The sequence below is a fragment of the Corynebacterium sp. LaCa_23 genome (assembly GCF_058182375.1).
Window position 1 is genome coordinate 52,527 of the sequence record NZ_CP190825.1, and the last position, 22,952, is coordinate 75,478.

Below are 22,952 nucleotides of genomic sequence, written 5' to 3' on the forward strand. Positions count from 1 at the left end.
TGGTCGTGGAAAAGTAGGGATCTTCCATGGCGTTTAAAACCTAAATTTGTGATGTGAACGTGTGTACGAAAAACACTATAGAACACCCACCGGACATTCGCCTGTTTTACGGCGTTTCTGCAGGTAGGACTGCATATTCTTTCGTCAAAATAAACAGCTTAAAAAGCAAAATTATGTGCTAGTTTAAGGCAGGTATGAGTCAGGAGCAGGAAACGCAGGAAGAACCAGGCCGCGCGTGGTGGCAGTGGTGGGCGCCCTTGGCGATGATCGCTGTCTTCTTGGTGCTCCCGCCGGCGATTTACCAGGCGGTTTCCGGCACGGTATTGCTCGGCATCATGGGTGGGCTTACCGTGCTTATTGCTCTTATCGATGCCACCACATTCCGCTACTCATGGACCATCTTCTGGGTTGCGGGCATCGCTTATTTCGCGGCCATGGAGATGTACTTCAACGAGGGGACATGGATTTACCTGCCGGTAGTGGTCCTTTTGGCGTGGGGTGCTAGCAAATTGGGCGCCAAGGTAAGGAAGCGCTGATGGAAATCTGGCGGTTGGACCACCCTGAGGCCGGCCTGCTCGAGGTTGAGCGCGGCTACGATGTCGAGTTCGCTGAGCAGGGCGAATGGCCCAAGGAGCCGAAGGAATTTACGCCGGTGCTTGGCGATGCCCCCTCTATCCACCGCATCCAGCTCTGGCGCAAGAATCCTGCACCCCGCATGCAGATCGTGGTCGACGGCGAGGTTCGCAGTCGGCACGACAAGCCGCGTGGCGGCCGTTATTCATTGCAGAAGAATCTGGAAAACGATCTTTCATTCAGTGAGAATAGTGCGCCGCGGACTAAGCCTTATGTAGATATCCAAGCCACGCCCTTCGGGGAGATACAGGATGTCTACTACCGCGATGGGGAGGAGGCCGTGGCCTTTGATCCGCCGGCGGGTTCCTTGGGCGAAAAGCGGCGCCAAGCAATGGAAGAAAGCCCCTTCAAGCGCGTGCTGTATCCGCTGCTCGGTGGGCTGGGGAAGTCTGGGTGGGCCATCGCGATGATTGTTTTGGCTCCTATTATTAGCCGCATCCTCTCGCGCTTGCTGCCGGATTGGGAGCTGCCAGATGTAGATTTCCCAGAGATTTACCTTCCGCTGCCAAATTTGCCGAACCTGCCGGAGCCACCGCAGATTACCTTGCCCGCGCCGCAGTTTGCGGTGCACTTTGAAGCACCGGAGTGGGTGGTTTTCCTGATGGATTACAGCAGGGTGTGGATGCCTATAGTTATTGCCATTGCCTTTGGGGTGATGGCGGTGCGCAATGCAAAGAAATCGGAGGCGAAGAAGAAGGAGTGGCAGAACCATGAAGATTCGCGGCGCGATTGATGAGGAGGGCCGGTGCAAGCATTGGCATTCGCCGCTCGACGTGGTGGCCAATAAGTGCGCGACCTGCGGCGAGTACTTCGCGTGCGCGCTGTGTCATGCGGAGCTGACGGATCATGAGTTTGGACCCATGCTTGTCGATGCCCCCGCTGCCCTCTGCGGTTCCTGCGGCCTTGAGATGGATTACCGGCTGTATTCTACTGTCGCGGCATGCCCGCAGTGTGGGCATATGTTTAATCCCGGCTGCAGCGCGCATGCTGGGATCTATTTTCAGGTCACCTCGTAAAAGCGAGGGGAGAGTGCTACTGGTTCAGGCCCAAGAAGCGGTTGACCAGGCTGTGGTAGGCGCGCACGGTGAGGTCGAGGTCCTCCAGGTAGAGGTGCTCATCGTGGCTGTGTAATTGCGAGTTGGCGCTGGCCATATCGCGGCCCTCGGCGTGCATCGCAAAGCCATAGGCATTGCCGCCCTTGCGGCGGGCGAAGCGGAGGTCGGAGCCACCGGTGGCGTGGACGGGGACGACGTCTTTATTGGGGAAGAACTCTTTGGCGGTGGCCTCAATGGTGCGCCAGAGCTCGGTATCGGTGGAGGACTGGGTGGCGTTTTCGGTGATGAGGTGTTCGATTTCTACCTCATCGGCGAGATCGCCCAGTGCGCTGCGGAGGAAATCGTCCAAGTCTTCCTGGGTTTGCCCAGGGAAGGGGCGGATATCCATCTCGAGGTAGGCGTGGGAAGGTAGCACATTGATGGCTCCGCCGGCGCGCAGGACGGTCTCGGCGATGGTGGTGTGGCTAAAGGCGTGGGCGTAGGCATCGAGGTTGCCGAACTTGGTGTAGTCACCGGTGCCATCGATAAGCTCTTTTTCGGTCTCAGGATCGAACTTGAAGGTGCGGACGAAGCCCTCCCAGATCTCGTTGGAGGCTGTGGGCGGCTCGGCCTCGGCGATGCGGCGGGCGACCTCGCCGATCTTTACGATGGCAAAGTCCTTGCCGTAGGGCGTCGAGCCGTGCCCGGCATCGCCGGTGACGTGGAGGCGGCGTTGGCCAGCGCCCTTTTCGCCCACGTTGAAGCCCACCGCGCCGGGCAGGTGGCTACCGCCGGTCTCGGAGAGGCAGTTCTTCCAAGAGAAGGCATCGGGGTGGTTTTCTGCCATCCACCGCACGCCCAGGCCACCGCGGGCCTCTTCATCGGCCATGCCCACGAAGGCGAGCGTTCCGCCGGGGTTGCCGGCGCGCGCTACCTCGCGGGTGACGGCGGCCATGGTGGCGGTAATAAAGAGCATGTCTACGGAACCGCGGCCGTAGAGCTTGCCGTCTTCAATGAGTGCCTCGAAGGGCGGCTTAGTCCACTTGGGCTCGTCGACGGGCACGACATCGGTATGCCCCATAAGGGTGAGGGGCTCCTTGGCGGGATCGCCGGGGACGGTCACCACGATGGACACGCGTCCCGGGTGGGATTCAAAGCGCTCGATGGAGACGTCTTCACCGGCAAAAAAGTTCTCAAGAGTATCGGCATTGCGCACCTCAAAGCCGGAATCCGGGGTGAGGTCGTTTACGCAAGCATTGCGGATGAGTTCTTGGAGGAGTTCGAGGGTGTCATCGTAAAGCGTCATGCCCCTTAGGGTAATCCCGCGAAAAAAATTTTGTGATTTTGGCCAAAGTTGAACGGCGTTCAAGTATGGTTCACTGCATGAGCATCATCGACATCGCCCGTGAGAAAGCTCTGGAGCAAGGCAAAGGCCTTAACCAGGAAGAACTACTACAAGTACTGCAGGTTCCAGATTCCCAGCTGGAAGAAATTGCTGATATCGCCCACCAGACCCGCCTAAAGTGGTGCGGCCCGGACGTATCGGTAGAAGGCATTATCTCCATCAAGACCGGTGGTTGCCCAGAGGATTGTCACTTCTGCTCCCAGTCCGGCCTCTTCGAGTCTCCAGTGCGCGCAGTGCGCCTGAACATCCCCGAGCTGGTGGAGGCGGCACAGAAGACCGCCAAGACCGGTGCCACCGAATTCTGCATCGTCGCTGCGGTGAAGTCCCCGGATGACCGCCTGCTGGACCAGGTGGGCGAGGCCATCGCCGCCATTAACGATGCCGTTGACATCGAGATTTCCTGCTCCCTGGGTACCTTGACCCGTGAGCAGGCACAGCGTCTGAAGGACATGGGCGCACAGCGCTACAACCACAACCTGGAGACCTCCCGCTCCTACTTCCCCAACGTGGTCACCACCCACACCTGGGAAGAGCGCAAGAAGACCCTGGATTACGTGCGCGAGGTAGGCATGGAAGTCTGCTGTGGCGGCATCATCGGCATGGGCGAGTCCCTGGAGCAGCGCGCCGAGTTCGCAGCCCAGCTGGCAGAGATCGATCCGTGCGAGGTTCCGATGAACTTCCTCGACCCTCGCCCGGGCACCCCGTTCGCTGACCGTCCGCTGGTTCCGCTGGGTGAGGGCCTGCGCGCCGTTGCTGCATTCCGCTTGGCGATGCCCTCCACCACCCTCCGCTTCGCTGGCGGCCGCGAGCTTTCGCTTGGCGATGACGGCACCGAGCGCGGTTTGCTCGGCGGCATCAACGCCATCATTGCCGGCAACTACTTGACCACCTTGGGTCAGGAAATCGAAAAGGATGTGGACATGCTGGGCCGCATCGATCTCCCGATCAAGGCTCTGTAGTGTCCGAGCCGAACTCTGAGTTGGCAACCGCCGTCCTGGCCGGGGACGAGCCAATTTTCCACCCCAATACCGGCAAGCCGATCGAAGAGGTCTTCGCGCTGCACCCCGCCGCAGCCGCCGGCCTCGACGTGCCGCGCTACTGCCAGATCTGCGGCCGCCGCATGGTGGCCCAGGTGCGCCCCGATGGCTGGCACACCAAGTGCTCGCGCCACGGGGAGCTAGATTCCGAGTGGTTATACGTAGAGCAGCTACCAGAGAGCTAGCATTACCAAGATAAGGAGCCGCTGCCGCAAGGCAGGCGGCTCTTTTTTCTATTGAAAAACAGCCGTGAACTGCGGGTAGGTAATCCTACTTGCGAAATTTGGTGCGTCCTACTTTAGAGATTTGGTACTCTCTACTTTAGAGATTTGGTGCGTCCTACTTGCGAAATTTGGTAAATATATGTTTGTTCCTCGGCAGCTCAGTGGATCTATAACGCAGTTAATGAAATGGTTTCCAGTTGTCAGCGTGACGGGGCCGCGGCAGTCTGGGAAGTCGACTCTTCTGAGAGAAATGTTTCCGGACTTGTCATACCTCAATCTTGAGGATCCAAGTATCCGAAGGGTGGCACAAGAAGATCCTGTGGGTTTCCTTTCGAGCCAACGTGGACCGTTGATTATAGATGAGGCTCAATATGCACCGGATCTGTTTTCCGTTGTCCAACTTCGTTCGGATGAAGTGGGAAGCCCTGGGCAATATATCTTATCCGGATCGCAAAATTTCTTGCTTATGGAATCCATAACGCAATCGCTGGCGGGCCGCGTTGGGATCAGTCATCTGTTGCCCTTCGGCTTCATGGAAGCTCGCTCTATATCAGCTGATCTGACCGTTGATGAATTTATGGTTCGTGGAGGATATCCGCGCTTGTACCAGGCTCAAATTCCTCCGGAAATCTATTTTGAAAACTACGTGCAGACTTATCTCCAACGGGATGTGAGTGGGTTACTCAATGTTCGGAATAGTGATAGCTTTTGGCGATTCATTAAGGTCTGTGCGCTGCAAGCTGGAAACTTAATCAACTATTCCGCAATCGCAAATGAGATTGATGTTTCTTTCCAGACGGTAAAAAATTGGGTCTCAATTCTGGAGTCTAGTTTCATCATATTTTCTTTACCCAGCCACCATTCCAATCCCCGGAAGGTGCTTACTAAGACCGCGAAGTTGTATTTCTATGATACTGGCCTGTTGTGCCACCTTCTTGGTATTTCTTCACCAGAAGAACTTTCTGTGCATCCACAGTCAGGTGCAGTGTGTGAAAATATGGTGGTAGCAGAAACCATGAAAACGCATATTCACTCTGGTCGCAAGCCGGATCTACGGTTCTATCGGGATAGTTCTAAAAGAGAAATCGACCTATTGGATTTTACGGGCGGCGATCCTAAGGCTTATGAAATCAAGGCATCGCAGACCTATCATTCCAAATACACGCGTCATCTCGCGACTGTAGGTGAAGAGCTGGAGATCAAACCCGCAAACCGCACAGTGCTATACCGCGGCCAGCATTCCTTCGAAGCGAATGGTGCGCAGGTAGTCCCCGTTGAGCAGTACTTGAAGGCGCTTGATTAGATTGGTGGGTATGGATCCCGCTGTAGCCCATGCTCATCAGTCCGCGCTGCGATCGATTGCGCGTGTCGTGGAGGAGACGGCGCCGCATACGGAGGCGGGGCAGGCTTTGGGGGACATCGCCAAGCAGCTGCGCGACGGGCCGGTGATGGTGCTGACGGGGGCGGGGGTATCGACGGAATCGGGGGTTCCGGATTATCGTGGGCCGCGGGGCTCGCTGAGCAGGCACCGGCCGATGACGTATCAGGAATTTCGCCATGATCCGGCCGTTAGCCATAGGTATTGGGCGCGTAGTTTTGTGGGCTGGCGCGTGATGGATTCTGCGGTGCCGAATCGCACGCATTATGCGCTCGTGGAGTTGGAGCGCGCCGGGCTGGTTAATGGTGTGGTCACCCAAAACGTGGATGGCCTGCATAAAAGGGCGGGTACGGAGAGGTTGGTGACGCTGCACGGTGATATGGAAACCGTGGTGTGTCTGCTGTGTGGTCACTATGAGGATCGTGGGCACTTCGATGCGCGCCTAGCGGCCGCGAACCCGGGGTACCTAGAGCGCCTAGTCGTGGAAAGGGACCAAGTTAACCCAGATGGTGACGTGACGCTGGATGAGAAAGACGTTGCGGCGTTCCGGATGGCGGGCTGCGAGCGCTGCGGATCGGAGCTGCTCAAGCCGGACGTGGTGTATTTTGGCGAGCCCGTGCCAGCCACGCGGCGGGATGCGGCATTTGCGCTATTGAACGAGGCAAGTTCGCTGTTGGTGGCCGGTTCTTCGCTGGCGGTGATGAGCGGTTATCGCTTTGTGCTTGAGGCGAAGAAGCAGGGCAAGCGCGTGGCCGTTATCAATGGCGGGCCAGGCCGCGGGGATAAGAAGGTGGATACGCTGTGGCGCACGCAGGTGGGCCCGGCTTTTGATGCCCTGCTCGATGAGTTGGAGATTTAATCAACGCGGCGTGTGCTCTACCATCCTGAGCAGCGTGCGCACGATGGCGTGCACGCGCCTATCCATGGGCATATCTTCGTGCATGACCACGGCGTGGCGGTCAAAATCTTGGATATAGATATTGCGCACCGCACCCTCAGGAGCGCCCTCTGGGTCGAGGAAGCAGGTCTCGGGCGGGACGACGACGGCATCGGAACGCGTGGCGATGCAGGTGTAGCTCACGCCGGATTCGAGGTCGCCATCGCGGTTGACATCGCGAAGCACCTCGCTGCCTACCACCTGGTCCATGCCGGCGGGGCCAAACCAGCCATCGATAATGGAGCGGATCACCGCCTCTTGGCGTTGGGTGCGAATGAGGCGACTGGCGATGCCCCCGTGGGTCGTCCCATGATTAGGCGCGCTGATGCTCATGAGGTGGACGACCTTTTCGGCGCCGCCGTCCATGCGCATCCAGTACCGCGCGAGCAGTCCGCCCTGGGAGTGGCCTACCAAGATGACCTTTTCTGCTCCGGTGACGGCGAGCACGGTATCGATATACGCGCCGAGCTGCTGCGACGATTCCGGGATGGTCTGCGTGGCGCGGTGACCGTAGTCAGGGGCAAAGACCGCCCAGCCGTCTTGGCGCAAGATATTGCCCATAATTTGCCAGACGCCCTTGGTATCGCAGGTGCCGTGGATCAGGATGACCGGCCAGGGGCGCTTGTCGCTCGGGCGGGCGCCCCAATCGTCTTCAAAAACGCCGCGTGGCTTCGTGCGTGCGCCGAGGGGGAGGGTCCTTGCGGCATCGGCATCGAGGGCGGAATCGCCGGGACTGGACTTGTCCTTTTCGGCCTTGAGTCGGTCAACGATCTCATCGGCGACGTCATCCTGCAAAGAACTGGCCGCGGCCGGGGAGGCGATACCAAGGCGAGGCGAATCTTTTTCTTCGGGTGCATCTTCCTCGTTCACGCGCCCGAATTTGAGGAGTTGTTCAGAAATAATACTTTTCAACTCTGCAAGAGATTCGACAGCCATGCCTTCCAATCATACGCGTTAATGCAGGTAAATGGCCTCTTTGGAAAAGTTGAAGAAATTTATGGAGAAAGCGCTTGACCTCGCGCCACAATCTTTGTAAACTTAGGCTTGCCTAATCACGGGCGGTGCTTACGGCGTAGGGCGCTCCACTCCTTGCCGCTAAGTGCCAGAGATTAGTCATGGGGAGAGGGCCCGCCGATGCGCAGTCGGCGGGCCTTCGTTTATGCCTCGGGAGGATAGCCGGGGTAAAAGTCTACGCTGCCGTGCTGCTCGGTCCCCGCTAAACTCGCCGGTATGACCGATCTGCAGCATGTCCACTCCGTAGATGAAGCGGTGACTCGCTTAATTGAGCATTATGAAACCTCGTGCGAGATGGCGCGCGAGGCCCTTGCCTCCGGCACCCTCGATGATTATCGCCACGTGGTCTATCCCAAGGTGACCGTGGAGATCCGTAAATGGCAGCCGATCGACCGCTCCGAGCCCTTTGGCTATGTGGACGAGGCCGGCAAGTATTCTGCGGTTGTCTCCAAGCCGCACATTATCCGGGAGTACTTGCACGAGCAGCTGACGCGGCTGACCAATAACTATCCGTGCGATATCTTCGTGGGCCAATCGGATGAGCGCATTCCGCCGGAATACATCAAGGATGCCCCGGCGGCCCCGCAGGAGCGCGGACCCATCCCGCGCCCGACCTTGGATGAGGTCAACGATGCGATTATTGATGGTGAGTGGGATGCCTTCCACGGCGAAGAAAAGCCGCTCTTTCACTTCGGAGCGCAGCGTTTCGATATTGCCTGTGCGCGCATTGAGCACTACACCGGCATCGAGGTCGATACGGTGCAGAAATACATTCTGTTTACCAATTACGCGATGCACACCACGGAATTCGTGAAATTCGGCCTGCGCGAGTTGACCAAGGAGGATTCGCGGTATACGGCGCTCGTATTGCCCAATGGGGAGACCATTCACCCCAATGATGCTGTGGACCTCGACCTGGATGGGCTAACGCTGACCTCGCGCTTTCAGATGCCCCGGTTCGATCTCATTACCGCAGGTGGCGATGGCATCACGATGATCAATATCGGGGTGGGGCCATCGAATGCGAAGACCATTACGGACTGCTTGGCCGTGCTGCGGCCGGAGGCCTGGATCATGATTGGCCACTGCGCCGGCATGGATGGGCGCATGCGCATCGGAGACCTGATCTTGGGCAATGCCTACGAGCGCCACGACCACATCTTGGACCGGCAGGTGGTTTCTTCCACGCCGATTCCGGCCATTCCAGAGGTCCAGCGCATGCTGGAGGCGGCCGTGGATGAGGTCTACGGCAGCGATAATTCGCTCATGCGCACCGGCACGGTGCTATCGACCGATGACCGCGATTGGGAGTGGCGCACCAGCCGGGATCTGTGGGAGTGGTTGCGCACTTCTACCGCGGTGGCGGTGGACATGGAATCGTGCGCCTTGGCGGCAAATGGGTACCGCTACCGCGTGCCTTATGGCACGCTGCTTTCCGTATCGGATCTGCCGCTGCACGCCGTGCCGAAGCTTCCGGCACAGGCCCAGGCGTTTTATTCCAATTCCAAGGAAGCCCACGTCATGTGCGCGGTGCGCGCGGTGGAACAGCTGGCTGAAAACCCGGAGCGCCTGCGCACGCGCAAGCTGCGGCGCACGTTGGGAGAGGTTCCTTTCCGGTAGCTGCTTTCCCTTGGTAGGTATCGCTAGTTAAACTACAAAGAAAGCCCATGACGCAAAAGGAGCCGCGCAATCGTGACTGAGAATTGGATCCACCCGGACCGGGAGAACCTCACTTGGGAAGTCTTCGGCGAAGCGAGCCGGAATCTTTCGGAGCAAATCGTGGAATCCGGCTGGTTTCCTGACTTGATCGTGGGCGTTGCCCGCGGCGGCCTGATCCCGGCCGGTGCCATTGGTTATGCCATCGGGGTCAAGGCCATGGGCGCTATCAACGTGGAGTTCTACACCGATATTGGCCAGACCTTGGATGAGCCGATCATCTTGTCCCCGCAGTTGGATACGGATTCCCTCAAGGGCAAGAAGGTGCTCGTCGTTGATGACGTGGCCGATTCCGGCAAGACCTTGGATCTGGTGGTGAACTTCTTGGAAGAAACTGCCGATGAGGTGCGTTCCGCTGTCGTCTACACCAAGCCGAAGACCATTTTCGAGCCGGATTATTCCTGGAAGAAGACGGATAAGTGGATCAACTTTGCCTGGTCGGTGCTGCCGGTCATCACGGCGGATGGCTCCTTTCAGGAAGGCTCGTAGTAGCTACTAGTATGTGCAGGCGTGATTAACGAGCAGCCTGCACCCACCGGCGTCATCGCCAGTTTCCGCTTTGCCTTTTCCTCACCTGCGCGTTTGCGCAAGGAGGTGCTCGGCGGACTGGCGGTGGCGCTTGCTTTGATCCCGGAAGTTTTAAGCTTTTCTATTCTCGCCGGCCTCGACCCGCGGGTGGGGCTGTATTCCTCGGTGATTATGGCGATGGCCATCGCCTTTACCGGCGGGCGCCCCGCCATGATTTCCGCGGCGGCCGGCGCGGTTGCCCTGGTGGTGGCCCCGCTCGCGCACGAGTATGGGCATGATTATGTGGTGGCGGCAGTGCTTGCGGCCGGTATCATCCAGGTGCTGTTGGCGTGGGTGGGCATCGCCAAGCTCATGCGCTTTATCCCGCGTTCGGTGATGACGGGATTCGTCAATGCGCTGGGCATTATGATGTTTACCGCGCAGCTGCCGCACCTTATTGATGTCCCCTGGATGGTCTATGTGCTGGTGGCCATTGGCCTGGCCATCATGATCATTTTGCCGCGGTTTACCCAGGCAATTCCGGCGCCGTTGGTGACCATCGTGGTGGTAAGCATCATCGCCGTCGCGGCGGGGTGGAAGGTGCCGGATGTGGCGGACCAGGGCGAGCTGCCCACGACGCTGCCGGGCCTTTTCATTCCGGATATTCCGTGGAACCTGGAGACCCTGCAGGTAATTGCGCCCTATGCCTTTGGGATGGCACTGGTGGGCCTCATGGAATCGCTGCTGACGGCGAAGCTTGTCGATGACATTACGGATACCCACTCCGATAAGACCCGCGAATCCTTTGGCCAGGGCATTGGCAATATATTGGCCGCGGCGATTGGCGGCATGGGGGTGTGCGCGATGATTGGCCAGACGATGATCGGCGTCAAGGTCTCCCAGGCCCGCACGCGCTTGTCGACGTTCCTCGCCGGCGCCTTCCTCCTCGTGCTGTGCCTGCTTTTCGGCGAGGCGGTAGGCCGCATTCCGATGGCCGCGCTGGTCGCGGTGATGATCCTCGTGGCGGCGACGACGGTCAATTGGCATTCCATCCGCCCGCGCACGCTCAAGCTGATGCCGCTTTCTGAAATCCTCGTCATGCTGCTGACGGTGGCGGGCACACTGGCTACGCATAACCTGGCGGTGGGAGTGGTATTAGGCGTGGTGGCGGCATCGATTGGCTTTGCCCGCCGGGTGGCACACCTCGTGGAGGTTGAGTTGGTAGATGGATATACCTACGTGGTGCATGGCCAGCTCTTCTTCGCCTCCTCGAATGATTTGGTTTACGCCTTTGATTACACGCTTGATACGGACTTCGTGGTGGTGGACCTTTCCGATGCCGAGGTCTGGGATGCCTCGACGGTGGCGACGCTGGATGCGGTGCAGAAAAAGTACGCGGATCGCGGCATTGAGGTGGAGTTTCGGGGCCTCGATGGGGCGAGCGCGCAGCGCCTGGAGCGCCTGAGTGGGCAACTGGGTGATTAATATCACATTGCAAATCTGATGTGCGGGGGCGTACTGGCCGCAAGGCGGTAAATGGAGCGACCTAGTGTGGCGGGATTGACCGTTTAGGGCAATGACCTCGAACTATTAGGCGATATTAACTTCGTGCCGTGGAGCAGCTTTGTCTTAACTAACTTAGGTGATCCAACCTGAAAAATGTCCCTGAGGTGCGGGTTTGATTAAGCATACCTTGCTAGACGGGAGATTTTATTTGGGTATTGTAGTGCCTACAACCAATTAATTGATTCCTACAGAAAGGATTTAGCAATGGATGAGAAGCTGCAAACCCTGCTAAACAATCAGGTCATTAACGAGCACGGCGCCGCTATGGTCTACACCCAGCTGGCCTACGAGATGGACAACCTGTCCTTCCCGGGCATGCGCGACTGGTTCATGGCTCAGGCTAGCGAAGAGCGCGTCCACGCACAGAAGCTTGCGGATCACCTCTTGGCACGCGGCTACCGCGTAGAGCTCAACGATATCCCGGTTGGCTCCATCAAGGCTGCCACCCCGCTGGATGCGTTCGAGGCTTCCTTGGCACACGAGCAGAAGGTCTCCGAGCAGATCCGCGAGATCGCCCGCGTTGCCCTTGACATCCAGGACCTGGACTCCCGTCAGCTCATTGACTGGTTCCTGGCTGAGCAGATCGAGGAAGAGGACACCGTTTCTGAGATCATCGACCAGATCAAGCTGGTGGGCAACGATGGTGCTGGGCTGCTGCGCATCGATTCCCGTTTGGCTAACCGCAACTCCTAAGTTGTGAATAACAAACACATCAAGATTTAATTCAATCCTCCCATGGCACTGCGCTGCTGTGGGAGGATTGACGTATGTCTGCACACCTCAAAGCAACCCTCTCTGCCACCCTGGCGGTATTGGCATTAAGCCTCATCATCGGTGCTGCGGTCATCTCAAGCCACGTGACCCTCGGCATCTTTTTGACCACCGCGGCGCTCATGCTGAGTCCGTTTGCGGGGGTGGTGATGCTGGCGTGTGGGGTCATCGGCAAGCGGGGGCTGGTCAACCGCTCCTTATATTCCTTGAGTGGAATGCTGATTCTGGCCTCGTTGGCCGTGCTCATCGTGTTACCGATGGCGCAGGCAACGGCGGCGCTGGTGATTTTTATCGCCGGTACCGCGGTGGGGATTGTGGCCGTGCAGACCCAAGCTACTAGGCGCGCATAAACTGGACGCATTATGCCGAAGTTGCTGTTTGATCTGTACGGCGTGCTGCTGCGCCCCGCCACGCCGGAAGCGCACGTTGAACTGGAGCGCTTCCTCGCGCCTGCGAACCCGGAGGCATTCTGGGAGGCCTATAACTATTTCCGGCCGGATTACGATGCCGGAATTTTTAGCGATAGCCACTACTGGAACGAGATAGCCGCCCGTGCGGGTATGGAGCCCATTGACTGCGCTGGGGCCGTGGCCTGCGAGAATCAGTACCTGCTCGAGGCGGACTCAGAGATGGTAGCGCTGGTCAAAGGGCTCATCGGGGAGGGCTTCAGCGTGGGGATTTTATCCAATATCCCCACGACCCTGGCGGAACAGGTGCGCGCGCAGCACCCGTGGTTGGCAGAGTGTGCGGCGGTAACGTTGAGCTGCGATATCGGGGTGGCCAAGCCGCATCCTGAGGCCTACCGGGTGGCGGTGGACGCGCTCGCGGCGCAGCCTAGGGACACGCACTTTTTCGATGACCGCATTGACTACATCGAGGGCGCTACCTATTGCGGGTTGCAATCCCACCTGTTTACCGGCATCGACTCCGCGCGCGAGGTTTTACGCGGTCTGGAGTGAGCGGCCGAGCTCTAACGGCTCGCGCAATAGCTGATCGGTGGCCACGGTGCGGGCGACGGCGCGCACGATTTCTTTGTGGCTTGGAATCATGCGCAGCTCCAGATCGTCCGAGGCAGAATCGCGCACGGTGGAGGCAAAAAGCTGGGGCGCGCGGGAATCGCCGGTAAAGGCCCCGCCGGCAATGACCACGGTTTTTGGTGCGTATTCGTGGACCATGTCCGCCGTAATCTGGCCCAGCTGGCGGGCGCGCTCATCCAAAATGGCGCGCACGGCTGAATTGGACTCGGCGATGGTCGCGACCTCGGGCAGGGTACTGGCCTCGATACCGTGGCGGCGCACGGCCTCCAGGATGGACTGGGTGGCCAAGAGGTGTTCGGAAGCGCCGTGGCCCAGCACGTCAGAGTGGGTCTGCGGGAGCGGGATGATGGAATTGACCTCGTCATCGACGGAGAGCGCAGATCCTAAGGAATCATCCGCGAAGAGCAGGAGAACGCGCTCGTTCGTGCCAATCTCGGCAGCCTGGGTCTCCGAGCCCAAAATGGCGGAAATGGCAGAGGTAACAACCACGGGAACGCTGAATTGGAAGCGCAGGCGCGCGGCGATATCCACGCCGTGCCAGCCCAGGTTATCCGCGGTGACCAGGCCCTCTTCATCCACGGTGCCCGAGGTGGTAATCCCCAAGGCCACGAGCCGGCGATCTAGGCCCGTCATCATGCGGTTGATGCCGGCCATGATGTGTTCAAGAAAGTCTTCCTCCGTCAGGCGGGCGACAGGAGTGGCGATCTCTTCTTCTGAAACGGTGCGGCCCTTGATGTCATAGAGGCCGATATAGGTCTCAGAGGTGCCGACAGCGATGCCGCCGAGCACCCAGTTATTATCCGCGGCCTCGAGGGGAACGGTAGGGCGGCCCCGGCCCTGGGATTGGGTGAGGTCGGTGCGCTCTTGGATGAGTCCTGCGTTGAGGAGCGCGGTGGTAGCGCGGGTAATGGTGGGCTGGGAGAGCCCGGTGGCTTCTACCAGCTCACTACGGGTAATGATCGGGTTCAGGCGCACCAGGTGAAGGCACTTAGCAGCCGGTGTACGGGGGCGCGTGAACACGGGGCCAGGTTTGATCATGAAAGAAAGTATATGTGTCACAGACTGCTTTGTCTAATCTATTCATAGGTGTATGTACCGAATGGTCTAAAGGTGGAGGTCGGCCGAAAATTCCCTATGCTGGGGCGCATGAAATCAGTAGCGGTTTATTGTGGTTCCGCCGTGGGCAATTCGCCCGCCTATAGCGCAGCGGCACAACACTTGGGCGGCGAGCTTGCCCGTCGCGGGCTGAACTTGGTCTATGGCGGCGGAAATATTGGCCTCATGCGCGAGGTTGCCAATTCCTGCCTGCAGGCTGGTGGCACCGTCACTGGCGTCATGCCGCAATCCTTGGTGGATTTAGAGATCTCCCACCCGGGCTTGACCCGCCTTGAGGTAGTGGACTCCATGGCAGAGCGGAAAACCCGGATGGAGCAGTTGGCGGATGCCTTTATCTGTTTGCCCGGCGGCGTGGGCACGTTGGAGGAAGTAACAGAGGTACTGACCCAACAACAGCTGGGCAGCATTCGCGGGCCCGTTGGCTTGGTTGACGTGGAAGGTTTTTGGCAGCCCTTTTGTGACATGTATGCCGCCATGGCTGAGGCGGGCTTCATCCTGCCCCGCTTTGTAAAAGCACTGGTCATAGAGGAAACTCCCGCGGCCGTGCTGGATGGTTTTGCTCAGTGGCACTACCCGGGCACGAAGTGGAACAACGATTAGCTAACAAGTTTGCAACATTTGGGTGGGGCTGGGTGGCTTATCAACAAGATAAAGGGTTAGACTTCCCTCTTATGAGTTCTGAGCAGACCGCTAAGCGCCAGCCCTCTCTACTGGACGCTTCGTGCGATAACTTCGTTCACGACCTAGCCGAGCTATCCCCAACAGATGCAACCGCGTGGGGAATTGACGGTTTTGAAGGCGAATTGCAGGATTTTTCCCCCGACTATTTTGAGGCGGTCGCTGATCGCACCCGCGATATGGTTGCGGATCTAGATGCCTTGGATGACACCACCGATGAATCCGATGATGAGGATGACTTTGATGACGTGGATTATGTCACCGCCGCCGTCTTGCGGGATCGTCTCTGCTTAGATCTGGATTTGCACCACCACGGCGAGGATATTCGCAGCCTTAATAATATTGCCTCGCCCGTGCAGACCATCCGGGATTCCCTGCTGCTTATGCCGCAGGAGACCCAGGAGGACCGCGAGGCCATTCGCTCCCGCCTGTCCAAGGTCAAGGGCTCCCTGGATGGCTACCGCGAGTCCCTGAAGGAGGCGGCCTCCCACGGCATGGTGGCACCGCACCGTCAGATCTCTGAGGTCATTGTGCAGTGCGAGCGGCTTGCCGATGCCGACTCCATGCTCGAAGGCCTCGGCCTCGACCCCGACTCCGCCGAGGTGAAGAAGGCCAAGGAGGCCTTTGGCGAGTTCTCGGATTGGCTGTCTAATGATTTGCAGCCGCAGTCCTCCAATAAGGACGCGGTGGGCCGCGAGCGCTACGAGCGCTTTTCCAAGCTTTTCGTCGGCGATTCCGTGGACTTGGACGAGGCCTATGAATGGGGCCTTGACCAGGTACGCTACCTGCGCGGCGAACAGGAGAAAATCGCGCACGAGCTCTATGGCCCGGAGTGCTCGGTGCGCTCTGCCATGCGCAAGCTGAACCACGAGGAGCGCTATACCCTGCGCGGTACCGATGCCTTGGTGGAGTGGATGCAGAGCAAGGCCGATGCGGTCATCGCCGAGCTCAATGGCAAGGAATTCGACATTCCGGAAGAAGTAGAAGAGATCGAGTGCCGCATCGACCCAGCGGGCACCGGTGGAATCTTCTACACCCCGCCCAGCGATGACTTCTCGCGCCCGGGCCGCATGTGGTGGTCCGTGCCGGAGGGGCAGGACACCTTCCACACTTGGCAGGAGCTGACCACCGTGCACCATGAGGGCGTACCGGGCCACCACCTGCAGCTGGGTTCTGCCCTGGTACAAGAGGATCTGAACCTGTGGCGCCGCGCGGTGACGTGGAATTCCGGCCACGGCGAGGGTTGGGCCCTTTACGCCGAGCAGCTCATGGCCGAGCTGGGCTACATGGACGATCCTGGCGTGCGGATGGGGCTGCTCGATGCCCAGCGCCTGCGCGCGGCCCGCGTCGTGGTGGACATCGGATTGCACCTGGGCAAGAAGCTGCCGGACTGCACAGTATCCGGCGTATGGGATAAGGCCCACGTGAAGACCTACATGCGCGAAAACACCGCCATGGATGATGCGAACCTCAATTTTGAGGTCAACCGCTACCTGGGTTGGCCGGGCCAGGCCCCGTCCTATGCCCTGGGTCAGCGCCTGTGGCAAGAAACCCGCGCCGCCGCCGAAGAGCAGGGCATGAGCGCCCGCGAATTCCACTCCGAGGCCCTGGCTCTTGGCTCGGTGCCCATGTCGGTGCTGCGCGAAGCCGTGCTCAATAACTAAACGCGCAGGCTAGCCGCGCAGGCTAGCGCCTTTTAGCAAACTTGCCGACGCTCCTAATGAGCTGCGGCAGGTACCCCGCAATGACCAGCACGGCGATGAGGCGGGTAAGCTGCACCGCGATAACCACCGGGCCAGCCCCGCCTTCCGCGGAAAGCGCGAGCACGGTCTCTAGCGCGCCGGGGCTAGTAGCTAGGTAGGCCTCGAAGTAGCTGATATTGAGCCAGTGCATCAGTGGCCACGCCGTGGCCGCGCACAGGCCGAGGACCGCGGCGATGGAAAGAATCGTCGCGGGAAGTTGTTTGGCAAAGGCCTTGAGCGCGGGGAGCGATAGCCCGCCGCCGCAGACCCACCCGATGGATAAAAAGGCGATGACCTTAAAAGCGTAGATGGGCTCTAACGTATGGCCTTCCGGCAGGAAGAAGGAGGCCAGCACCGTCAAGATCAGCGGGCCGAGCACGGCAGCTGCGGGCAGGTGCAGGAATTTGCCAAGGCTTTCGCCGACCAGCGCGATAACGAGCACTAGTGCGATGATCCACCAGGTGGTTTCCGCCTCGAGCCTTAAGTCGCCGCCCCTTCCGGCCGGCGTATCGAGGAAGGTCACGACGGCGGGAAGGGATATGGAAACGATCAATAACCGCAGGTATTGGGTGAGCGCGACGTAGCGGTAGTCGGCACCGAGTTCATCGGCAAGCGCGGGCATGAGCGAGGCACCGCCGGGGAGCATGGACAGGATGCCGGTTTCGGAGGAGACGTCCCGTGGCCGCTGGCGGTGCAGCATGACGCCGCAGAAGATTCCCAGCGCGATGGTGACAAAGGACATGGTTATGGCCGCCGGCAGGTATCCCACCAATTGGCCAAAGGAGACCACCGTTAGCGGCAGCGCGGCCATGATGCCGATGAATCCGCGCGATAGCCCATAAAATTTGCGGTTTACCTTGAGGTCTTCACCGGTGATAAGCGCCATGGCGCCAGAGGCAATGATCGCGGCCAAAATCCACGCGGCCGGCACCTGCCACATGCTAAAAAGCCAGCCCAAGAGGATGGAGACGGGCACGACGATGCCCCACCGCAGGATGGTGTGGGTGTCTACGCTTATTCTCCAGTGCCGCTTTGCCACGTATTCTCCCATCTTCTGCTCGTCTTCGATCGAGTCTAGACCTCCCCGCCGCGGGGTTTATGATCTCCTCATGGATATCGACGTGGCGCAGTGGACGGTGCTCCTTGTGGGAGCGGCGGGGGCAGGCTGGATCGACGCGGTCATCGGCGGGGGAGGCCTCGTGCTTATTCCACTATTGCTTGCCGTGGTTCCGGGGCTCGCGCCGGCAACGGCGCTGGCCACCAATAAACTTGCGGCGGTATCCGGCACAGCATCGGCGGCCGTGACCTTGGTGCGCAAGGTGCGCCCGCCCGCAGGGGAGCTCGTTCGCTACGCCCTCATCGCGCTCGTGTGCGCCGGGCTGGGCGCGAGCGTGGCGGCGAATCTAAATAGCGATATCATGCGCCCGCTCATCATCGTGCTGTTAGTAGTGGTGGGCGTCTTCGTGACCTTTAAGCCGAGCTTTGGCACCACCGAGTCACCCGGGATCCGCGGCGGATGGCGCACCTGGGCGGGGATTGTGGCGGTCGCGTCCATCTCCTTTTATGACGGCATTTTTGGCCCGGGAACCGGCATGTTTCTCATCATGGCCTTTACCTTTATCTTCTCTCAGAACTTCTTGAAATCCGCGGCGATGGCCAAGGTGGTCAATACCGCCACGAACCTTGGCGCGCTGGTGACCTTTATCCTTGGCGGCCACGTGTGGTGGACCCTTGGCATCGCGTTGGCCGCCGCCAATATGCTCGGCGCCCAGGTGGGCGCGCGGACGGTGCTCAGCGGCGGGACGAAGTTTATCCGCTACGCCCTGCTTACCTTGGTCGTGGTCATGAGCTGCTATCTATCCTGGCAGCAGTGGGGTTAGGCTACATCCGGTTTTTGGTCCGGGCGGTGGCGATGGCATTCCACGGATCCTCGGGCCACGGGTGCTTGGGGTAGCGCCCGCGCATATCGGCGCGCACCCCGGCGTAGGGGCCGGACCAGAAGCTCGCGAGGTCATCGGTGACCGCCAGCGGGCGGCCGGCGGGGGAGAGCAAGTGAAATTGCACGCGGTTGCCGCAATACTCCGGGGATTCGGCCAGGCCGAAGCATTCTTGCAGCTTGATGTGGACCACGGGGCGATCGCCCGACCAATCGATTTTGGCATCGCGGCCGGAGGGTACTGGGAGGCGTTCGGGCGCGAGCTCATCCAGGCGCGTGGCTTCGGGCCAGGGAAGCAGGCGCTGCAGGGCGGGGTACATGTCTATCTTGGCGGTGGGGGTTCCCGCGGCAATCTGGTGCAGCTCAGGCCCAAGCCACTCGGCGGGATCGGCGGCATCGACATCTGGCCAGGGGTCGCCGTAGTGCGCGCGCAAGTGGCGGAGCCTATCTTTTAAGCTCTGGGCCTTTTCGCTGAAGGTAAATAGGCCGAGGCCCTCTTCGCGGATGCCGGCGGCGAGGGCCTGCGCGGCGGCATCGCCGGTGATCTTAACTGGGGTCTCGGACAGCACAATCGCCCCGGCCGCCCGGACTTTGACCCCGCGCACGCGGCCCCCACGCAGGAAGGCGCGGGTTTCTTCGGTCACGCCGATGGCATCTAGCGCGGCGGATTCTGCGATGCGCGCGGCGGTGCGGATGATGGGGTTTCCGGCATTGGAGAGGGTGACCTCCGCGATGGCGAGCCACGGCGAGCCGGCCAGCCCGGAGTTATCCAGCAGCCGGGCGCGGGTGCCGCTGGCCAGCAGGTAGTCTTCGCCCACGCGCTTGGCCACCTGCTCGGGATAGGCGGTGGCGACGACCTCGCCGGGGTCTGCGGGGCCAAGATCCTCCACCAGGCGGGACAGGCGCTTGATTTCCTTGTGCGGGGCGGGGCGGCGGGTGAGATCGGTGGTGTTGGTGGGGGCATCGGCAAGCGCGGCGATGGTGGGGGCCGCCTGGCTGCCGTGCCGGATAAGGGCCGCGCCGAGGCGGGGATCGGTGGGCAAGAGGGCGAGCTCCTGCGTCGCGCCAATGCGCTCGAGGGTGGCGCGCGCGGCCGCAAGGGGCTGAGCGGGCGGCGGATCGAGCAGCGGGAAATCCGGGCCCGCGCCCCAGCAGTCCAGAAACAGCGCGGCCTGGGTGAGATCCGCGGACAGGATCTCCGGCGTGGTGTGCGGGGAAAAGTGCTGGTAATCGTCCTGGGAATAGCAACGAATGACCGTACCTGGCGCCTCTCGGCCGGCACGGCCCGCGCGCTGGTCCGCGCTCGACTTCGACGTGGAGACCGTCACCAGGCCAGACATACCGCGCTGTGCATCGCGCCGGGGAACGCGGGCCAGCCCGGCATCTACCACCACGCGCACGCCAGGCACCGTCAGCGAGGATTCCGCGATGGACGTCGCCACCACAATGCGCTGCTCATCGGTATAAAGCGCAGCATCCTGCTCCGCGGTGGTCTGCTTGCCGTGCAGTGGGAAAACATTATGGCCCCGCAGCTCCTCGCACACCAGGTTGACCTCGCGCACGCCGGGCACGAAGACCAGCGTGGATTCGTGTTGGCGGGCCGCCTGCTTGGCGATGCCCCCGTAAAACTCCCGCGACCCCGCCGCGCGCCCCGGCTGCGGCGCGTACTGGATATCCAGGGGATAGGTCACCGCCTCTGTGGTGTGGACGGGCGCGCCCATGAGCTGGGAAAAGCGCTGCGCGTCTACCGTGGCGGACATAGCGATGACGCGGAAGTCTTCGCGCAGCTCTGCCAGCTCCAGGCACATCCCGAGCACCAGATCCGTATCCAGCTGGCGCTCATGGACCTCATCGATGGCCACGGCGGCCACGCCCTCGAGCTCCGGATCCTTCAGCAGGCGGCGCAGCAGCACGCCCGGGGTGACGAACTCGACCTCGCTGCCCGTGCGGGATTCGCCGCGGATGGCGAAACCGACCTTCTCCGGGGCGCCGCTGAGGGTGCTCAAGCGCTGGGCGGCCGCGCGCACGGCCACGCGGCGCGGGGCGGTGACGATGACCTTGCCGCACCCTGCGGCGTGATTGGCTAGTGCTGGTGGCACGAGCGTGGTTTTACCCGTGCCGGGCGGTGCCTGAATGACGACGTTTCCGGTGTGGGGCAGCGAATTGATGGTCTCGGCTACGGGCAGCCCCGCGCCGATGCTGGCGAGATCGAACATTTAGTTGGCGGCCCCAAAACCTTCCACGGGGCCGTCCAAATCCTTGCGCTCCCACGAATCCTCATCGCCGTCCAGGGTGCGCACCACGCGGCCGGGCGTGCCCAGGACTAGCGAGTTATCCGGGATATCCTTGGTCACCAGCGTGCCGGCACCAATAACGCAGTTTTCACCAATGGTAACCCCCGGCATGACGGTGGCATTGGCCCCAAACCAGGTATTGCGCCCCACGGTGATGGGGTGGGCGATTTCCCACCCGCCCTCGCGCATCGCGTGATCATTGACGGGGTGGCCCACCGTAATGAACGAGCAATTGGGCCCAATCAGCACGCGGTCACCGAATGTGACCTTGGCTTGGGCCAAAATGCTGCTGCCAAAGTTGATGAAGACGCCCTCCCCACAGACGATATTGCAGCCGTATTCCATATTCAGCGGCGCGTGCGCCCCCGGCACGTGTGATTCCTCCGGCAGGATCTCCCGCAAGATTGCCTGCGCCTGCTCCTTATCCGTGTTGTGCAGATCGTTGAACTGCCCAATCAACCCAAAGGTGCGCTGGTGCTCCTTGTCGATGTCCCCCATGCCCGGCAGGTGCCACTGCCCACCGGTCATTCGCTCCCAAGTGCCGTAGCGTTGCAGGTCGTGCAGCTTCTGTTCATCCATGGTGGCCATTGTAGAGGGCGCGTTGGCTAACCGATTAGCGGTTAGGGTGGAGGAATGCTTTTTGATTCACTGCCGCGGCCGAATGCGTACGTCGCGCCGGGCGTGGGGCACGTGCCGGGGTGGGTGGGCATCGGCAAGCAAAAGGCCCTTGTAGAAGAGACGCGGGAGATTGCTCGCGCGTATGCGCATACACCGATGGCGATGGTGCAGCCGCGGTTGAAATCCGGCGGGCAGATGAGCGTATTTCAGCTGCATCTTGGCCGGTATTGGCATTATCCCAGCTACCGGTACGTGGACAATATGGAAGGCACGCGGGTGCCGCCGGTGCCGGATAGCCTGCGGGAATTGGCCCCGGCGGCGCTGCGGCAGGCGGCCCAGGTTGCCCCGGAGCTTGAACCATGGGTGGATAACTTCGTGCCGGAGATGGCGCTGGTGAATTATTATCCGCCCGGCTCGGCGATGGGCATGCACGTGGATGACTCCGAGGAAGCGCCCGCGCCCGTGATTTCGCTTTCGATTGGGGATGAGGCCCTCTTCCGCATAGGCCATACCGAAAATCGCACCAAACCCTGGGACGATGTGACCCTGTGCTCGGGTGATTTGGTGGTCTTTGGCGGGCCGAAGCGCTTTGCCTATCACGGGGTGGTGCGGGTAAATGATGGCACGCTGCCGGAGGGTTGCGGGCTGCAGGAAGGAAGAATCAACATCACCATCAGACAAGTTTCGGCGAGCGCGGTAGGCTAGGGCGGGTTACATAAAGGTTGAAGGAAAGAGGTTTTCTTATGTCCCGAATTGGCATCATCATCGGCTCCACCCGCGATAAGGCGGCGGGCCAGGCAGTAGGCGAGTGGGTCAATGACCTCGCCCAAGGCCGCGAGAACGGTGTGGAGTACCAGCTGTTGGAGCTCAAGAAGTTCAATGTCCCCATCCTTACCAGCGAGGTTGTTCCGGGTGCGGCGAATAAGCAGTACGATGACGCCAACGTGCAGGAGTGGTCCAAGGCCGTCGATGCCTGCGATGGCTTTGTCTTCGTGACCCCGGAGTACAACCACTCCGTGCCTGGTCCGTTCAAGAATGCCTACGACTCGCTCGGCGCGGAATGGGCGGGCAAGCCGGTGGCCTTCGTGGGCTATGGCTCCGTCGGTGGCGTGCGCGCGGTCGAGGCATGGCGCAATGTCGTGGCTAACTTCTCCATGCCACAGCTGCGCAACCAGCTGGACTTTAATATCTTCACCGACTGGAACGATGGCGAATTCCGTCCCAGCGATGACTCCTACGAGCGCGCAAACTCCCTGCTTTCTGAGCTCGAGGACGCACTTTAAGTAAAAAGCCCTGCACCGCGCAGCGC

24 protein-coding genes are annotated in these 22,952 nt (G+C 60.4%); 18 read left to right on the top strand and 6 right to left on the bottom strand.

Translation table 11 applies throughout. From position 1 onward, the window contains the following. The first annotated feature begins 194 nt into the window (after positions 1 to 194). Genes ACP8IT_RS00255 through ACP8IT_RS00265 form a run of 3 tightly spaced genes read left to right on the top strand, consistent with a single transcriptional unit; the run spans position 195 to position 1,649 of the window. Positions 195 to 536, top strand: coding sequence for a heme transporter (locus ACP8IT_RS00255; protein WP_490290157.1), 342 nt, complete (start codon positions 195 to 197; stop codon positions 534 to 536). Then, positions 536 to 1,366, top strand: coding sequence for a hypothetical protein (locus ACP8IT_RS00260; protein ID WP_490290158.1), 831 nt, complete (start codon positions 536 to 538; stop codon positions 1,364 to 1,366). Before ACP8IT_RS00255 ends, ACP8IT_RS00260 begins: the two co-directional genes overlap by 1 nt. Next, positions 1,344 to 1,649, top strand: a complete 306-nt coding sequence (locus ACP8IT_RS00265; RefSeq protein WP_490290159.1) for a CHY zinc finger protein — start codon at positions 1,344 to 1,346, stop codon at positions 1,647 to 1,649. The genes ACP8IT_RS00260 and ACP8IT_RS00265 overlap by 23 nt, the downstream gene beginning before the upstream one ends. Before the next feature lie 16 nt (positions 1,650 to 1,665). On the opposite strand, the gene ACP8IT_RS00270 is transcribed toward ACP8IT_RS00265, so the two are convergent. Beyond that, entirely contained in the window at positions 1,666 to 2,973 is a 1,308-nt protein-coding gene (locus ACP8IT_RS00270) for a M20/M25/M40 family metallo-hydrolase (RefSeq protein WP_237792259.1), read from the bottom strand. Positions 2,974 to 3,050: 77 nt separating this feature from the next. On the opposite strand from ACP8IT_RS00270, the gene bioB reads away from it, so the two are divergent. From bioB to ACP8IT_RS00290, 4 genes are all read left to right on the top strand, one after another. Continuing rightward, on the top strand, positions 3,051 to 4,031 hold the full coding sequence (gene bioB, locus ACP8IT_RS00275; protein ID WP_005276160.1) for a biotin synthase BioB: 981 nt from the start codon (positions 3,051 to 3,053) through the stop codon (positions 4,029 to 4,031). Beyond that, the gene (bsaP, locus tag ACP8IT_RS00280) at positions 4,031 to 4,294 is read left to right on the top strand and encodes a biotin synthase auxiliary protein BsaP (protein WP_023028069.1); all 264 of its coding nucleotides are present in this window, start codon (positions 4,031 to 4,033) and stop codon (positions 4,292 to 4,294) included. Before bioB ends, bsaP begins: the two co-directional genes overlap by 1 nt. A 220-nt stretch (positions 4,295 to 4,514) precedes the next feature. After that, positions 4,515 to 5,636 (top strand): ATP-binding protein, encoded by a 1,122-nt coding sequence (locus ACP8IT_RS00285; RefSeq protein WP_490290160.1) that lies wholly within the window; start codon positions 4,515 to 4,517, stop codon positions 5,634 to 5,636. Between the two features lie 10 nt (positions 5,637 to 5,646). After that, positions 5,647 to 6,570 carry a Sir2 family NAD-dependent protein deacetylase gene (locus ACP8IT_RS00290; RefSeq protein ID WP_490290161.1) on the top strand — a complete coding sequence of 308 codons (924 nt, stop codon included), beginning with the start codon at positions 5,647 to 5,649 and terminating at the stop codon, positions 6,568 to 6,570. On the opposite strand, the gene ACP8IT_RS00295 is transcribed toward ACP8IT_RS00290, so the two are convergent. Then, positions 6,571 to 7,584, bottom strand: a complete 1,014-nt coding sequence (locus tag ACP8IT_RS00295) for an esterase/lipase family protein (protein ID WP_490290162.1) — start codon at positions 7,582 to 7,584, stop codon at positions 6,571 to 6,573. A gap of 294 nt (positions 7,585 to 7,878) precedes the next feature. On the opposite strand from ACP8IT_RS00295, the gene amn reads away from it, so the two are divergent. The 6 genes from amn (at position 7,879) to ACP8IT_RS00325 (ending at position 13,181) form a co-directional block, all read left to right on the top strand. Next, a complete protein-coding gene (amn, locus tag ACP8IT_RS00300) occupies positions 7,879 to 9,282 on the top strand; it encodes an AMP nucleosidase (protein ID WP_237792262.1) in 1,404 nt (467 codons plus the stop codon). Between the two features lie 72 nt (positions 9,283 to 9,354). Then, positions 9,355 to 9,867, top strand: coding sequence for a phosphoribosyltransferase (locus ACP8IT_RS00305; RefSeq protein WP_005276176.1), 513 nt, complete (start codon positions 9,355 to 9,357; stop codon positions 9,865 to 9,867). A 21-nt stretch (positions 9,868 to 9,888) separates the two neighbouring features. Beyond that, a complete protein-coding gene (locus ACP8IT_RS00310) occupies positions 9,889 to 11,370 on the top strand; it encodes a SulP family inorganic anion transporter (protein WP_474899165.1) in 1,482 nt (493 codons plus the stop codon). Positions 11,371 to 11,655: 285 nt separating this feature from the next. After that, complete coding sequence (locus ACP8IT_RS00315) at positions 11,656 to 12,144, top strand: ferritin (RefSeq protein ID WP_005276181.1); 489 nt, start codon at positions 11,656 to 11,658, stop codon at positions 12,142 to 12,144. 74 nt (positions 12,145 to 12,218) lie between these two features. Next, complete coding sequence (locus tag ACP8IT_RS00320; RefSeq protein WP_005280551.1) at positions 12,219 to 12,572, top strand: hypothetical protein; 354 nt, start codon at positions 12,219 to 12,221, stop codon at positions 12,570 to 12,572. 12 nt (positions 12,573 to 12,584) lie between these two features. Then, the gene (locus ACP8IT_RS00325) at positions 12,585 to 13,181 is read left to right on the top strand and encodes an HAD-IA family hydrolase (RefSeq protein WP_490290163.1); all 597 of its coding nucleotides are present in this window, start codon (positions 12,585 to 12,587) and stop codon (positions 13,179 to 13,181) included. Here the strand turns inward: ACP8IT_RS00325 and ACP8IT_RS00330 are convergent. Next, on the bottom strand, positions 13,164 to 14,297 hold the full coding sequence (locus ACP8IT_RS00330) for an ROK family transcriptional regulator (protein ID WP_411702736.1): 1,134 nt from the start codon (positions 14,295 to 14,297) through the stop codon (positions 13,164 to 13,166). The two genes, ACP8IT_RS00325 and ACP8IT_RS00330, sit on opposite strands and share 18 nt — an antisense overlap. A gap of 108 nt (positions 14,298 to 14,405) precedes the next feature. Here ACP8IT_RS00330 and ACP8IT_RS00335 point away from each other — a divergent pair, with 108 nt between their 5' ends. Both ACP8IT_RS00335 and ACP8IT_RS00340 read left to right on the top strand, forming a co-directional pair. Next, complete coding sequence (locus tag ACP8IT_RS00335; RefSeq protein ID WP_490290164.1) at positions 14,406 to 14,975, top strand: LOG family protein; 570 nt, start codon at positions 14,406 to 14,408, stop codon at positions 14,973 to 14,975. 71 nt (positions 14,976 to 15,046) lie between these two features. Further along, positions 15,047 to 16,717 carry a DUF885 domain-containing protein gene (locus ACP8IT_RS00340; protein ID WP_296089968.1) on the top strand — a complete coding sequence of 557 codons (1,671 nt, stop codon included), beginning with the start codon at positions 15,047 to 15,049 and terminating at the stop codon, positions 16,715 to 16,717. A 22-nt stretch (positions 16,718 to 16,739) separates the two neighbouring features. Here the strand turns inward: ACP8IT_RS00340 and ACP8IT_RS00345 are convergent, their stop codons facing one another. Then, complete coding sequence (locus tag ACP8IT_RS00345; RefSeq protein WP_490290165.1) at positions 16,740 to 17,846, bottom strand: AbrB family transcriptional regulator; 1,107 nt, start codon at positions 17,844 to 17,846, stop codon at positions 16,740 to 16,742. A gap of 58 nt (positions 17,847 to 17,904) precedes the next feature. On the opposite strand from ACP8IT_RS00345, the gene ACP8IT_RS00350 reads away from it, so the two are divergent. Next, a complete protein-coding gene (locus tag ACP8IT_RS00350; protein WP_490290166.1) occupies positions 17,905 to 18,675 on the top strand; it encodes a TSUP family transporter in 771 nt (256 codons plus the stop codon). 1 nt (position 18,676) lies between these two features. On the opposite strand, the gene hrpB is transcribed toward ACP8IT_RS00350, so the two are convergent. Beyond that, the gene (hrpB, locus tag ACP8IT_RS00355) at positions 18,677 to 20,947 is read right to left on the bottom strand and encodes an ATP-dependent helicase HrpB (RefSeq protein ID WP_490290167.1); all 2,271 of its coding nucleotides are present in this window, start codon (positions 20,945 to 20,947) and stop codon (positions 18,677 to 18,679) included. Continuing rightward, entirely contained in the window at positions 20,948 to 21,613 is a 666-nt protein-coding gene (locus ACP8IT_RS00360; protein ID WP_239269670.1) for a sugar O-acetyltransferase, read from the bottom strand. It lies immediately after the preceding gene. A 45-nt stretch (positions 21,614 to 21,658) separates the two neighbouring features. On the opposite strand from ACP8IT_RS00360, the gene ACP8IT_RS00365 reads away from it, so the two are divergent. Next, the gene (locus tag ACP8IT_RS00365; RefSeq protein WP_302526194.1) at positions 21,659 to 22,348 is read left to right on the top strand and encodes an alpha-ketoglutarate-dependent dioxygenase AlkB family protein; all 690 of its coding nucleotides are present in this window, start codon (positions 21,659 to 21,661) and stop codon (positions 22,346 to 22,348) included. Between the two features lie 38 nt (positions 22,349 to 22,386). Further along, the gene (locus ACP8IT_RS00370) at positions 22,387 to 22,926 is read left to right on the top strand and encodes an NADPH-dependent FMN reductase (protein ID WP_349852988.1); all 540 of its coding nucleotides are present in this window, start codon (positions 22,387 to 22,389) and stop codon (positions 22,924 to 22,926) included. Positions 22,927 to 22,952 lie beyond the last annotated feature (26 nt).